The sequence below is a fragment of the Paraburkholderia aromaticivorans genome (genome assembly GCF_012689525.1).
Lineage (GTDB): Bacteria > Pseudomonadota > Gammaproteobacteria > Burkholderiales > Burkholderiaceae > Paraburkholderia > Paraburkholderia aromaticivorans_A.
This window is the reverse complement of the sequence record NZ_CP051516.1, coordinates 2246220-2259455: the sequence shown is the minus strand read 5'-3', so window position 1 is coordinate 2259455 and position 13236 is coordinate 2246220. Positions and strand designations below refer to the sequence as shown.

The window sequence follows — 13236 nt, the reverse complement described above, 5'->3', positions numbered from 1 at the left end:
GCCTCGCTCGCCGATACCCGCTCCCGGCGCACTCGGTGCGACGCGCCGGCCGCCACTGTGCGCGGATTTGCGCCAGTGTTACGCATCCCAAATGCGTCCCCGCAGAAATACAAAGCACAAAATCTTCGTTCGCCCGGCGGGACTCCGTCACTAGACTGTGATTCAACTTGTCATAACAAGTACAGACAACCCCACGAACCATGACGAAACCCGACCCCGCCAACGTGCTGCCGCTCGCCGCTCCCCCGCTCTACGAGCAGATCAAGACGGAGTTGCGCGCGCGCATTCTCAACGGCACGTATGCGGCCCATTCGCAGATGCCATCCGAAAACGATCTGTGCGCGATGTTCGACGTCAGCCGCATCACCGTGCGGCAAGCCCTCGGCGATCTGCAGAAGGAAGGCCTCGTTTTCAAGCTGCACGGCAAAGGCACCTTCGTTTCCAAGCCGAAAGCCTTTCAGAACGTCAGCGCGCTGCAAGGCTTCGCCGAAGCGATGTCGTCGATGGGCTATGAAATCGTCAACCAGCTCAAGCACATCCGTTTCATTCCGGCGACCGCCCAGATCGCTCAGCGCCTCGCGTTGCCCGAGGGCGCGAAAGTGGCCGAGATCCATCGGGTGCGCCTGCTCAATCGCGAACCTGTGTCGCTTGAAATCACGTGGGTGCCGGAAGCACTGGGCAAACGCCTCGCCAATGCGGACCTCGTCACGCGCGATATTTTTCTGATTCTGGAGAACGACTGCGCGGTGCCGCTCGGCCACGCCGACGTCTCCATCGACGCGATTCTCGCCGACGAAGACATCGTCGAAGCGTTGAACGTGGAGGAAGGCAGCCCGGTGCTGCGGATCGAACGTCTCACACACAGCGCGGACGGCACGCCGATCGACTACGAATACCTCTATTTCCGCGGCGATGCCTTCCAGTACCGCTTTCGCATCGACCGTCAGAAAGAGAAGAAAAGCACAAGGAAGACGAAATGAACACACATGTGATCGAATACGACCTGGTGATCGTGGGCGGCGGCACGGCCGGTCCCATGGCTGCAGTCAAGGCCAAAGAGCAGAATCCGAACCTCAAGGTTTTGCTGCTGGAAAAGGCCAACGTCAAGCGCAGCGGCGCGATTTCAATGGGCATGGACGGCCTGAATAACGCCATCATTCCCGGTCACGCGACGCCCGAGCAGTACACGCGGGAAATCACTATCGCGAACGACGGCATCGTCGATCAGTCGGCGGTCTACGCGTACGCGCGGCACAGTTTCAAGACCATCGAGGAACTCGACCGCTGGGGCGTGAAGTTCGAAAAAGACGGCACCGGCGACTATGCCGTCAAGAAAGTGCATCACATGGGCTCCTATGTCCTGCCGATGCCCGAAGGCCACGACATCAAGAAAGTGCTGTACCGGCAGCTCAAACGCGCGCGGATTGCGATCACCAATCGGATCGTCGTCACTCGCGTGCTGACCGATGCGCAGGGGCGCGCCTGCGGCGTGCTGGGTTTCGATTGCCGTACGGCCGATTTCTACGTGGTGCGCGCGAAGGCGGTAATTCTCTGCTGCGGCGCGGCGGGCCGGCTCGGCTTGCCGTCATCGGGCTATCTGATGGGCACCTACGAGAATCCCACCAACGCCGGCGACGGCTACGCAATGGCCTATCACGCCGGCGCCGCGCTGGCGAACCTCGAATGCTTCCAGATCAATCCGCTGATCAAGGATTACAACGGCCCGGCCTGCGCGTACGTGACGGGACCGCTCGGCGGCTTTACAGCGAACGGCAAGGGCGAACGCTTCATCGAGTGCGATTACTGGAGCGGCCAGATGATGTGGGAGTTTTATCAGGAACTCCAGAGCGGCAATGGCCCGGTGTTTCTCAAACTCGACCATCTCGCGGAAGAGACCATCCAGACCATCGAGCAGATCCTGCATACGAACGAGCGCCCGAGCCGCGGACGTTTTCATGCGGGACGCGGCACCGACTATCGCGAGCAGATGATCGAGATGCACATCTCCGAGATCGGCTTTTGCAGCGGTCATAGCGCATCCGGCGTGTATGTGAACGAGCGCGCGGAAACCACGGTTGCCGGTCTTTATGCCGCCGGCGACATGGCCGCCGTGCCGCACAACTACATGCTCGGCGCGTTTACCTATGGCTGGTTCGCGGGCCACAACGCCGCGCAATACGTCGAGGGCCGTGAGCATGCCGCGTTGGACGATCAGCAGATCGCAGCCGAGCGCTCGCGCATTTATGCGCCGCTCGAACGGGACACTGGACTCGCGCCGGCGCAAGTCGAATACAAACTGCGCCGCATGGTGAACGACTATCTGCAACCGCCGAAGGTCACACGCAAGATGGAAATCGGCCAGCAACGTTTTGCTGAAATCGCCGACGACATCGCGCAGATCAAGGCCGACAATCCGCACGAACTGATGCGCGCCGCCGAAGTGCGGGCGATTCGCGATTGCGCCGAAATGGCGGCGCACGCATCGCTGTATCGCACGGAGAGCCGCTGGGGGCTGTACCACCATCGGGTCGACTATCCGCAGCGCAACGACGCCGAATGGTTCTGCCACACGCATCTGAAGAAAGACGCAACGGGTCGCATGAGAAGCGAAAAGCGCGCCGTCGAACCGTACGTGGTGCCGCTCGACGATCACGACAGTCACGCCTATCAGAACCTGCGCATCGCCGAGCCCGCGCTTGCCGACGCCTGAGGAGCCATCATGCCGACCACACCGCACGACATTTTCCAGCGCAGCGCCGCGCCCGTCACGATCGATGAGGACAAGTGCATTGCCGACAAAGGCTGCACCGTCTGCGTGGATGTCTGCCCGCTCGACCTGCTCGCGATCGATCTGACCAAGGGCAAGGCCTATATGAAGTTCGACGAATGCTGGTACTGCATGCCTTGCGAAAAAGATTGTCCGACCGATGCGGTCAGGGTCGAGATTCCTTATCTGCTGCGTTAATGAAGAACCATCCGCTTTGAAGCACGGCTGCTTATTAACCGGGGTTTAACTCATGAATATCCGCCATCTGCTTGCCACGACGCTCCTCGCGAGCGGCCTGCTGGCGCTCACCGCCGGCGCGGCGCGCGCCGAGACCATCCGCATTGCGATCGGCACTCAGGACACGACAATCAATTGCGCCACCGGCGGCCTGCTGATCCGCGAACTGAATCTGCTCGACAAGTATCTGCCGCACGACGGCAAGTACAAGGACGTCAACTACGACGTGCAATGGAAAGACTTCACGTCCGGCGCGCCGATCACCAATGAAATGGTCGCGGGCAAGCTCGATTTCGGATCGATGGCGGACTTTCCCGGCTCATTGAACGGCACGGCTTTCCAGAAGGCCGGCAAGAAGAGCGTGTTCATCACCGTGCTCTCGGGCAGCATCGAGGGCAGCGGCAACGGCATCGTCGTGCCGGACGACTCGCCGATCCGCTCGCTCGCCGACCTGAAGGGCAAGACGATCTCGGTGCCGTTTGCTTCAGCGGCGCACGGCATGCTGCTGCGGGCCGTCAAGGCGCAAGGCTGGAATCCCGAGACCGACGTGAACATCATCACGCAGTCGCCGGAAGTGGCTGGCAGCGCGTTGAAGGCGCACAAGATCGACGCGCATGCCGACTTCGTGCCGTTCGCCGAACTGTTCCCGTTCCGCGGCTTTGCGCGCAAGATTTACGACGGCGCGCAGACGCATGCGCCGACCTTCCACGGCACGCTGGTCGACGCGGACTATGCGAAGCGCTATCCGGAAGTGGTGGTCGCGTATTTGCGCGCGGTGATTGAAGCCAACCAGTTGTTTGCGCAGGATCCGGAAAAATACAGCCAGCTGATCCAGAAAGTGACCGGCATCGACGCTGAAGTCAATTATCTGTTTCACGGGCCGCTCGGTCTGCAAACACGCGATCTGACGTGGAAGCCCGAATACCGTCAGGCGACGGTCACGGCCATCAGCACGCTCAAGCTGCTGAAAAAGACCGACGTCGATCTGGACGTGAACACTTTTATCGACGATCGCTATATCCGCGAAGCGTTCAAGCAATCCGGCCTGAACTACGACGCGGCGCTCAAGAACTACGCGAAGCAAGCGCTCGTCGCCAACGACGCTCAAACCGGCAAACGCATCACCGATCCGCGCAGCGTGACGCAGGTCTGGATCGATGGCGAAGGCAAGGTGCGCGACTATGCGTCGGCGCAGGAGGCATTCTCCGCGGTCAATACGCTCGAACAAGGCGGCAAGAAAGTGCGCGTCGTCTACATCCAGGACCATGCGAGCGGACTGAAGCTGTTTGCCAACCAGGCGTGGTACGTGAAAGACGCCAAGGGCAACCTCGCCGGATTCCTGCTGAAAGACAACGCGGATAGCTACGCGAAGCAGGTGAATGGCAACGTCGTGGATTTCGCCGCCGCCAAAACCGACGCGACGCAATCTGTCGCGGCGCGCTGACCGATAAGCGGCGTGCCTTGGCGTGCCTCACTCAGGAGAGTCCTCGATGTCAGCCATTCTTGAAGCCGCGGAAACCACGCGCATGCAGCGCGGTGCAGTCAGTCCGCGTGTCTGGAGACCAGCCCGTCTTGTCCGCGCATTGACCAGGATCGCCGCCGTTCTGGCCTGTGTGGGCATCTGGCAAGTACTCGCCGAACATCATGTCTCGTTGGGCTTCGTGACCTTCGCCAATGTGCCCGCGCCGAGCGATGTCGTGCCGGCGGCGTGGTCCCTGCTGCACTCGCCGAAGCTGCCGATGCACCTGCTATCAAGCCTCACGCGCGTGCTGGTGGGGTTCGTCGCGGCGAGCGTCGTCGGCATTGGACTCGGGCTCGCCATCGGCCGCTATCGCGCGTTCGAAGACACCTTGCTGCCGCCGCTCGAAGTGTTGCGGCCAATTCCCGCGGTTGCGTGGATCCCGCTCGCCATCCTGATGTTTCCCTCATCGGAGATGAGCATGATGTTCATCACCTTCATCGGCGCGCTGTTTCCGATCCTGCTCAACACGATTCACGGCGTGGAAGGCGTCGATCCGCGGCTGGTCGCGACCGCACGTTCGCTCGGCACGCGCGGCGGCGCGCTGCTGGGCGAAGTGATCCTGCCGGGCGCCGCGCCCGCGATCGTCACGGGCCTGTCGATCGGCATGGGCACCGCGTGGTTCTGTCTGGTGAGCGCCGAGATGATCGCGGGTCAATACGGGATCGGCTATTTCACATGGGAGTCGTACACGTTGCAGAACTATGCGGACATCGTTGTCGGCATGCTGCTGATCGGCGCGTTGGGCATGGGCAGCAGTCTGCTGGTGCGGCGCGCCGGCCTCGCGCTGATACCGTGGTACCGGATGGAGGCGTCGCAACGATGAGTACGGAATCGCAATCGAAACCAGCGGGCCGCATCGACGTGCGGGCGCTGAGCGTGGAAGTGGGCTTGCGCGAGCAGCGTTTCACCGCGCTCGATCAACTGGACTTCAGCGTTGAACCCGGCGAGTTTGTCTGCGTGCTGGGACCATCGGGATGCGGCAAATCCACCCTGCTGGCCGCGCTCGCCGGTCATGTGACGGCCAGCGCGGGCGAGATTGCCGTCGACGGTGAACGGGTGCTGCGCCCTCACCCGGAACGCGGCCTCGTGTTCCAGCAGCACACCCTGTTTCCGTGGAAGCGCGTGATCGACAACGTCGCGTTCGGCCTGAAGATGAAGGGCCTCCCCGCCGACGAGCGGCGCCGGCAAGCAAGCGATCTGCTCGACCTGGTCGGCCTGAGCGGATTCGGCGCGCGCTACCCGGCACAGTTGTCGGGCGGCATGCAGCAGCGGGTGGAAATCGCGCGCGCGCTGATCAACCGGCCGCGCGTGCTGCTGATGGACGAGCCGTTCGGCGCGCTCGACGCGCAGACGCGCCGCATGATGCAAGCCTTGCTGCTCGACGTGTGGACCCAGGTTCATACGACCGTGCTGTTCGTCACGCACGATATCGACGAAGCGCTGTTTCTCGCCGACCGCATTCTCGTGCTGTCGCAGCGGCCTGCGCGCATCGTCGCCGACCTGCGCGTCACGTTGCCGCGTCCGCGCGACGACGAGACCACGACCGACGCGCAATTCGTCGACATCAAGCGGCGCTGCCTCGCGTTGCTGCGCGAAGCGGCGGCGGCATGACGGGTTTTATCCGTTCCACTCCAGACATCACTGAATTCATGACCGATATTTCGCTTCCGCTGACGTTCGACCCCGACTCTCTCGATCCGGAAGCCGCCGCACTGCTGCCGCGTTTGACATCCACGGACGCCGCGGTGCGCCGCATTGCCCTGCTGGCGCTCGCGGACCTGGAGGACGAAACCGTGCTCGAACCGATCGTCGTCGCGTTGCGTCAGGACACGTCTTCGGAAGTTCGTGCGCAGGCCGCTCAGGTGCTCGGTGCATGGGAACGTGCGGACGCGGTAGCGGCGCTCTGCGAAGCGCTGGCGGATCCCGTCGAGGACGTGCGCGAAGCGGCCGCGCAGAGTCTGTCCGGTTTGAAGGACCCGCAATCGGGACCGCTGCTTGCAGCCTGGACCACGCATCAGGATCCGTTCGTGCGCCAAGCCGTTCTTCGCGGACTGCGCGAATTGCGCTATGCAGGCGCACTTGAACCCGCGTTGGACGCGCTGACAGCAAGCGAAGACCTCGTGCGGCTCGAAGCGGTGAGCGTGCTCGGCTGGCTGAAAAGCGAGCGCGCGCTTGGGCCCCTCACCAGCATCGCCGCGCATGATCCGAATGCCGCCGTGCGGCGCGCGGCGATTGGCGCGTTGGGCATCGGCGCCGCATCGACTGAAGACACCGTTGCCGCGTTGCTCGGTGCCTTACGCGACGTCGCGTGGCAGGTGCGTGAAGAAGCGGCGGCGACGCTCGGCAAACTGCGCGCGGCGGCCGCGCGAGATGCGTTGCTCGACGCGCTAAACGACGACTACTGGCAAGTCCGTCTGCAAGCGGTCCGCGCGTTGGGCAAACTGCGCGACGCGAGCGCGAGCACGGCGGTCGCGTCGCTGTTGACGCATGCGATCAGCAATTTGCGCAAGGAAGCGGCATTGTCGCTTGGAGAACTGGGCGACGCAGCGTCGCTGCCGGCCTTGCGGACAGCGGCAACGGATCCCGATCCGGAAGTCCGCAAAGCGGCGCGGATCGCGTTGACGCAAATCGAAAGCACACAGCGATGAACGCCCCTCAGCAGATCACGGTCCACGCCGCGAGCGGTCGGTTGTCCCTCACGTGGGACGACGGACGCACGCAATCGATCGACAACGCGACGTTGCGAAAACGCTGCCCTTGCTCGACCTGCCGACGCCTGGCGCATTCGGGTGAGGCGAGACTCGATTCGCCACCTGTCGCGATCGTCGACATGCAGCCGATGGGCTACGGCATGCAGATCGTCTTCAGCGACGGACACGCGCAGGGGATTTACCCATGGGAATACCTGAAGCGAATCGATTGAAAACAGGCGTCAGAGCCGATGCTCATTTTCACTGTGAGCAAGCCTTAGTCTTCGCCGACATATCCATGCCCGAATTCGTTAGTGGCCGCGCATGAGCGGCTAATCGACAATTGGCGCGTCGGCCAGATGCATACACTCCTTCGTTGCCGGCCCCTCCCGCATTCGAAAAGACCCATGAGAACCGCCCCGCCCCGTCAGCTTCATCTGAACGTCAATATTCTTCACTCCGGCTTTGTCCCGTCCGCGTGGCGTACCGAGGATGCGGACCCTCGCGCCTTCGTCGATATCGCCCACTATGTTCGTGTCGCGCAAATCGCCGAAGCGGCGAAATTCGACGCCGTGTTTCTCGCGGACAACGCATCGATCGCCGATCAGATCGACTTCCGCCCCATCACGGCGCTGGAGCCGACCGTCCTGCTCGCCGGCATTGCTTCCGCGACGACCCATATTGGCGTGATCGGCACGGCATCGACGAGCTACAACGAGCCGTATAACATCGCGCGGCGCTTCGCCACGCTGGATCATCTGAGCGCGGGCCGCGCCGGCTGGAACATCGTGACGACCGCCGATCTTGGCTCGGCCCGCAACTTCGGCCGCGACGCGGTGCCCAATCACGCTGAACGCTATGAGCGCGCCGCCGAATTCACCGAGGTCGTGAAGGCGCTCTGGGACAGTTGGGAAGACGACGCTTTTATCGGCGACAAGGCGAGCGGCCGCTTCATCGACCCGGCGAAGGTGCATCGCATCGACCATCGCGGCAAGTACTTCAGCGTCGACGGTCCGTTCAATCTGCCGCGTAGCGCCCAGGGGCATCCGGTGCTGATTCAGGCGGGCGGCTCGGCGGACGGACGCGAGCTGGCGTCCCGGCACGCGGAAGCCGTATTCTCCGCCTCGCAGTCGTTCGACGAAGCGGCGGCCTATGCGCGCGAACTGAAGTCGCGCGCCGCGGCGTTGGGACGCGGCAACGACGCGATCCGTGTGCTGCCGGGTCTCACCACCATCATCGGTGCAACCGAGACTGAAGCGTTGCGCCGCCGCGATGAACTGGTCGATCTGATTCCGTGGACCTACAGCCTCACCCGGCTGGCCGGCATCCTGGGCGTCGGCGTCGAGCGGTTGAAACTCGATGAGCGTCTGCCTGACGATCTCTCGCTGCCCGGCGGCGGCAACGGCAATCACACGTTCTTCCATGCGACGCTCGCCCAGGCACGTACGAACGGATACACGGCTCGTCAGCTAATCCGCGCGCTTGCGGGCGGTGGCGGGCATCGTGTCGTCGTCGGCACGCCGGAGCAGATCGCCGACGATATCGAACACTGGTTCAAAGGCGGCGCCGCCGACGGCTTCAACCTGATGCCGGATGTCTTGCCAAGCGGCTTGCAGGACTTCGCCGACGGCGTGGTTCCGCTTCTGCAAAAACGCGGCATTTTCCGCACCGACTACGAAGGGTGCACGCTGCGCGAACACTTCGGGTTGCAACGGCCTGTGAGCCGCCACTTTGAAGCACGGGAAGTGGCAGTCGTGTGAGCGCGGCCGCCGCCTCATTCATGAACGCACGGTGAGGCGGCCCGTCAAAAGAACAGCAGCGTGCGCAATTCGATACTGCGGCGCGGCGGCGCATCGGCGGATGAAGTGGGATCGTCGAATGCCGTATGCGCGGTCAGCCGCGCGATGCCATCACCCGCTGAGTCGTAGATCTTCAACAGCAGGAACTCATCGGGCGTCATGTTGGGAAAGTAGTACCAACGGTGCCGCGGATTGAACACCAGCGCATACGTCTCGCCCAGCTTGTCGGGATAGACGAGATCCGAAGCCACCAGATCGTTGAGCGCAATACTGCGCGAATCGCACAGCGCGAGCGGCGACGACTGCACCGTTTCGCCGATCGGACGCCACAGGTTGACGATCGCCACACGGCCCTGCAGCAAGCGCTCGGCTTCGCCTGCCGGCAGATGATCGCGCACCCGGCGCGGGCCCGACACGAACGTCTGGTCGTTGTGGATGTACTTGACCGGTTCCCGCACACCAGCGGCGCGCTCAGGCTTGCCGTCGCGAAGTGTGTGATCGAACACGACGACCCGTCGCGCGCCCGTCGCTTCTTTCAGCAGTTGTTCGGCTTCCCGATAGTAGATGGATTCGATCTTCGCCGGATCGGAGAAATCGCTCAACGCACTTGCACGCCGATGCAATTCGAAGCCGTTGCGATCGAGCCATAACGCACCCGGCGGCGGCGCGACCCGCGCATTCGATATCGTCACCCGATGCGGCCGGTACACGCCGCTGCGCTTCGGCACGCCGGGCGGCGGCTCGTATTGATACGACACCGGCTTTTCGCCGGTGAACTCGAGATAATTCAATTCCGCCTCGACCGTCGTGGCGGCGGCCGGCCTGTCGATGACGATCTCGCTCATGGTTACCTCCTCATCACGTTCAAACGATTCGTTGAATGGCTTCAGATCGATTGACGGCGGCCACGCGCAGCGTTACGCAAGCGTTCGCCGCGGATGCCGCGGATGCCGCCATCGACCTTCACATTCAAGCAGCGTAGGCGAGCGTTGACGAGGATGGAAATAACGGATCGTGGAAAGTTAAGCTGCCGCACGCAAATTCGCGTCGGCCACTGCGAGCTTTTGGGGAATCGGATTCAACCCAGTGTCGAGGCGCCTGATGCGCCGCACGAATAGGGTGAGGAAGCGGCGGCCATCGCGGCCGCCGCTTATCGTCAGCGTCGTGAAGACAGCCGTCGCACCACCGACACCAGCGCGTCGACTTCATCGCAGGTGTTGTAGAACGCGAGCGACGGCCGCACGGTTGCTTCGACGCCGAAGCGCCGCAAGATCGGCTGCGCGCAGTGATGCCCCGAACGCACGGCGATGCCCTCTTCGTTCAGCGCCTGCCCTACTTCCTCGGTTTCGTAGCCCTTCAGCACGAAGGACAGCACGCTGGCCTTGTCGCGTGCCGTGCCGATCAGACGCACACCGGGCACCGGTTGCAGCACGCTCGTCGCATACGCCAGCAGATCGTGCTCATAACGCGCGATATTTTCGATGCCCACGCGCTGAACGTAATCGATGGCCGCACCCAGGCCGACCGCATCGGCGATATTGCCCGTGCCGGCTTCGAAACGACTCGGCGGCGGCTGGAATACAGTACGCTCGAACGTCACGTCCGCGATCATGTTGCCGCCACCCTGCCACGGCGGCATGTCTTCCAGAATCGCGCGCTTGCCGTACACCACGCCGATGCCGGTCGGACCGAACACCTTGTGACCCGAGAACACAAAGAAGTCCGCGTCGATGGCCTGGACGTCCACCCGCATGTGCGATACCGACTGCGCACCGTCGACCAACGCCTTCGCACCCGCGCGATGCGCCAGCTCGACGATTTCCTTGACCGGCACGACTGTGCCGAGCGCGTTCGACACCTGCGTGACCGAGACGATTTTCGTGCGGTCGTTGAGCAACCGCCGGTATTCGTCGAGCAGAACCTGGCCGCTGTCGTCGACCGGAATTACGCGCAGCTTCGCACCGGTTTGCGCGGCAAGCTGCTGCCACGGCACGATGTTGGCGTGATGCTCGAGGTGCGAGACGATGATCTCGTCGCCCTCGCCGACATGCTGCACGCCCCACGTCTTGGCGATCAGATTGATCGCCTCGGTAGTGCCGCGCACGAAAATGATTTCCTCCGGCGACGCCGCGCCGATGAAACGCTGCACCTTGCTGCGTGCGGCCTCATAGGCGTCGGTGGCGCGGCCGGCCAACGCATGCGCCGCCCGGTGGATGTTGGAGTTTTCATGCGCGTAGAAATACGCGAGCCGGTCGATCACCGCCTGCGGTTTGTGCGTAGTCGCGGCATTGTCGAACCACACCAACTGACGGCCGTTGACGCGCTCCTGCAGAATCGGAAAGTCGCGGCGAATCGCATTCACATCGAATGGCGGATGCGCTGACGGTCCCGCATGCGGCACGCCATCCGCCGCACCGGGTGTCTGCCCAGGAAAACGCGACGGCGCATTCAGATCCAGAAAATAATGCGGGCTGCCAGCGTGCTGCGCCGGCGTCGAAGGCGATGCCGCGTGCGAGGTGGACTGACGGTCGTACGGGAAGCGTTGTTCGGCAAGCGGCTGATCGACTGCGGGGAGACCGAACGATTGCGCACTCACCTCGTTCCAGACCGGCACGACGATATCCGGCGACGCCGCTGCCGAGGCACGAGGCTGGCCCGATTCACCGAGGAAATAGTACGGCGATGCGGCTGCCGGCGGGACCGGCGACGCAATTGACGAGGGCGCCGCACCACCGGCAGACGGACGCTGTGCGCCGTGTCCCTCGGGCACACCCAGCGCGGCTCCGCCAAAGCGCGGATCCAGTGCGGGCGCGACCGTCACCACGTTATCCGACAAGCCGTTCGCCGCCGTTGCATGCGGCCCCAACGCGGGCGCGCGATTGCCCAGCGAGAGAACATGCGTCGGCGCCGAGGGCAGCAGGTTGCCACCCGGCACGTGTCCTTGTGGCAACGCCGCGCCGGGTACACCCGTGCCCGTGCCGCCAGGGCCCGCGAGCGGCGAGCCGGCCGGAGCCGGATTGCTGATCTCGCTGGTCACGGGCGCCGTGAACGGCAGCGTGCCGGCGACACCGGGCGTCGCACTTGCGTGCGCAGGGTTGCCCGGCAACGCCGAGAAGAACGCATTGGCCAGCGACGCCAACGTCGCCGGATCGGGGAGTCCCGCAGGCAAACCCCCAGGCGGACCGGTCGGCACATCGTGCGGCAGGACGCTGTCCATGGGCTTACTTGTAGGTATCTGGGTAGTCATGGTACTTGCCGATCTCCACGTCATCGAGAACTGCCAGCGCGTCCGGCGAATGCACCGCGAGCGAGCAATAGAGCGAGATCAGATACGACGCGATCGCATGATTGTTGATGCCCATGAAGCGCACCGACAGCCCCGGACCCTGCTCACCGGCCACGCCCGGCTGGAACAGGCCGACCACGCCCTGGCGCTTGTCGCCCACGCGCAGCAACAGGATCTTGGTCTTGCCGTCGGCAACCGGCACCTTGTCCGACGGAATCAGCGGAATGCCGCGCCACGTAATGAACTGCGAGCCGAACAGGCTGACGGTCGGCGGCGGCACGCCACGGCGCGTGCATTCACGGCCGAAGGCGGCGATCGCGAGCGGATGCGTCAGGAAGAACGCCGGCTCTTTCCATACCTTGGTCAGCAATTCGTCGAGGTCGTCCGGCGTGGGCGCGCCGGTCAGCGGAAACACGCGCTGCTCTTCGGCCACATTCGCGAGCAGGCCGTAGTCCGGGTTGTTGATCAACTGGCTTTCCTGCAATTCCTTGATCGTCTCGATCGTGAGGCGCAGTTGTTCCTTGATCTGATCGTGCGGGCTGCTGTACAGATCCGAGATCCGCGTGTGCACGTCGAGCACCGTGCTGACCGCATTCAGGAAGTACTCGCGCGGTTGCTCTTCGTAAGGCACGAAGGTGCGCGGCAGGATGCTTTCATCTTCGCGCGCGGTGCAGGCTGCCTTCACGGCTTCAGGATTCTTCACCTGGTTCAGACGATAGATGCCTGCCTCGACCGGCAGCCATTGCAGCAGATGCGTGAGCCAACGCGGCGTGATCGTGGCGAGTTGCGGAACGGTTTTGGTGGCATTGGCTAGTTGCCGTGCTGCGGTATCGCCGAGCGCCGTCAGGCCGCCCACTGTTGCTGTCATCTAAAGCTCCAGGGTTTGATAGAAGAAAAACGGGAAAGCTTATGAGAAAAAGTGATTATCGGGAGGC

At 63.3% G+C, this 13236-nt stretch carries 12 protein-coding genes; 9 read left to right on the top strand and 3 right to left on the bottom strand.

What is annotated here, in order from left to right; translation table 11 throughout:
* The first annotated feature begins 200 nt into the window (after positions 1-200).
* From HF916_RS38230 to HF916_RS38190, 9 genes are all read left to right on the top strand, one after another.
* The gene (locus HF916_RS38230) at positions 201-980 is read left to right on the top strand and encodes a GntR family transcriptional regulator (protein WP_168793926.1); all 780 of its coding nucleotides are present in this window, start codon (positions 201-203) and stop codon (positions 978-980) included.
* Complete coding sequence (locus HF916_RS38225) at positions 977-2710, top strand: fumarate reductase/succinate dehydrogenase flavoprotein subunit (protein ID WP_168793925.1); 1734 nt, start codon at positions 977-979, stop codon at positions 2708-2710. Before HF916_RS38230 ends, HF916_RS38225 begins: the two co-directional genes overlap by 4 nt.
* Before the next feature lie 9 nt (positions 2711-2719).
* Positions 2720-2965 (top strand): 4Fe-4S dicluster domain-containing protein, encoded by a 246-nt coding sequence (locus tag HF916_RS38220; protein WP_168793924.1) that lies wholly within the window; start codon positions 2720-2722, stop codon positions 2963-2965.
* Positions 2966-3017: 52 nt separating this feature from the next.
* Complete coding sequence (locus HF916_RS38215; protein ID WP_168793923.1) at positions 3018-4448, top strand: ABC transporter substrate-binding protein; 1431 nt, start codon at positions 3018-3020, stop codon at positions 4446-4448.
* An 82-nt stretch (positions 4449-4530) separates the two neighbouring features.
* Positions 4531-5349 carry an ABC transporter permease gene (locus HF916_RS38210; protein ID WP_240975855.1) on the top strand — a complete coding sequence of 273 codons (819 nt, stop codon included), beginning with the start codon at positions 4531-4533 and terminating at the stop codon, positions 5347-5349.
* Entirely contained in the window at positions 5346-6137 is a 792-nt protein-coding gene (locus HF916_RS38205; protein ID WP_168793921.1) for an ABC transporter ATP-binding protein, read from the top strand. The genes HF916_RS38210 and HF916_RS38205 overlap by 4 nt, the downstream gene beginning before the upstream one ends.
* A gap of 38 nt (positions 6138-6175) precedes the next feature.
* Complete coding sequence (locus HF916_RS38200) at positions 6176-7174, top strand: HEAT repeat domain-containing protein (RefSeq protein ID WP_168795786.1); 999 nt, start codon at positions 6176-6178, stop codon at positions 7172-7174.
* Positions 7171-7449: a DUF971 domain-containing protein gene (locus HF916_RS38195; RefSeq protein WP_168793920.1), complete on the top strand. Its 279-nt coding sequence runs from the start codon at positions 7171-7173 to the stop codon at positions 7447-7449. Before HF916_RS38200 ends, HF916_RS38195 begins: the two co-directional genes overlap by 4 nt.
* A 174-nt stretch (positions 7450-7623) precedes the next feature.
* Entirely contained in the window at positions 7624-8976 is a 1353-nt protein-coding gene (locus tag HF916_RS38190) for an LLM class flavin-dependent oxidoreductase (protein WP_168793919.1), read from the top strand.
* A gap of 44 nt (positions 8977-9020) precedes the next feature.
* Here HF916_RS38190 and HF916_RS38185 read toward each other — a convergent pair whose 3' ends face one another.
* The 3 genes from HF916_RS38185 to HF916_RS38175 all read right to left on the bottom strand — a co-directional run bounded on the left by HF916_RS38185 (position 9021) and on the right by HF916_RS38175 (position 13169).
* A complete protein-coding gene (locus tag HF916_RS38185; RefSeq protein WP_168793918.1) occupies positions 9021-9860 on the bottom strand; it encodes a CmcJ/NvfI family oxidoreductase in 840 nt (279 codons plus the stop codon).
* Between the two features lie 311 nt (positions 9861-10171).
* Complete coding sequence (locus HF916_RS38180) at positions 10172-12262, bottom strand: family 2A encapsulin nanocompartment cargo protein cysteine desulfurase (RefSeq protein ID WP_431311457.1); 2091 nt, start codon at positions 12260-12262, stop codon at positions 10172-10174.
* On the bottom strand, positions 12237-13169 hold the full coding sequence (locus tag HF916_RS38175) for a family 2A encapsulin nanocompartment shell protein (RefSeq protein ID WP_134466264.1): 933 nt from the start codon (positions 13167-13169) through the stop codon (positions 12237-12239). The genes HF916_RS38180 and HF916_RS38175 overlap by 26 nt, the downstream gene beginning before the upstream one ends.
* Positions 13170-13236 lie beyond the last annotated feature (67 nt).

What these genes read in the sequence shown, in the direction of transcription:
- HF916_RS38230 (WP_168793926.1), top strand. Translation starts at nt 201, where the DNA reads ATGACGAAACCCGACCCCGCCAACGTGCTGCCGCTCGCCGCTCCCCCG.
- HF916_RS38225 (WP_168793925.1), top strand. Translation starts at nt 977, where the DNA reads ATGAACACACATGTGATCGAATACGACCTGGTGATCGTGGGCGGCGGC.
- HF916_RS38220 (WP_168793924.1), top strand. Translation starts at nt 2,720, where the DNA reads ATGCCGACCACACCGCACGACATTTTCCAGCGCAGCGCCGCGCCCGTC.
- HF916_RS38215 (WP_168793923.1), top strand. Translation starts at nt 3,018, where the DNA reads ATGAATATCCGCCATCTGCTTGCCACGACGCTCCTCGCGAGCGGCCTG.
- HF916_RS38210 (WP_240975855.1), top strand. Translation starts at nt 4,531, where the DNA reads ATGCAGCGCGGTGCAGTCAGTCCGCGTGTCTGGAGACCAGCCCGTCTT.
- HF916_RS38205 (WP_168793921.1), top strand. Translation starts at nt 5,346, where the DNA reads ATGAGTACGGAATCGCAATCGAAACCAGCGGGCCGCATCGACGTGCGG.
- HF916_RS38200 (WP_168795786.1), top strand. Translation starts at nt 6,176, where the DNA reads ATGACCGATATTTCGCTTCCGCTGACGTTCGACCCCGACTCTCTCGAT.
- HF916_RS38195 (WP_168793920.1), top strand. Translation starts at nt 7,171, where the DNA reads ATGAACGCCCCTCAGCAGATCACGGTCCACGCCGCGAGCGGTCGGTTG.
- HF916_RS38190 (WP_168793919.1), top strand. Translation starts at nt 7,624, where the DNA reads ATGAGAACCGCCCCGCCCCGTCAGCTTCATCTGAACGTCAATATTCTT.
- HF916_RS38185 (WP_168793918.1), bottom strand. Translation starts at nt 9,860, where the DNA reads ATGAGCGAGATCGTCATCGACAGGCCGGCCGCCGCCACGACGGTCGAG.
- HF916_RS38180 (WP_431311457.1), bottom strand. Translation starts at nt 12,262, where the DNA reads ATGACTACCCAGATACCTACAAGTAAGCCCATGGACAGCGTCCTGCCG.
- HF916_RS38175 (WP_134466264.1), bottom strand. Translation starts at nt 13,169, where the DNA reads ATGACAGCAACAGTGGGCGGCCTGACGGCGCTCGGCGATACCGCAGCA.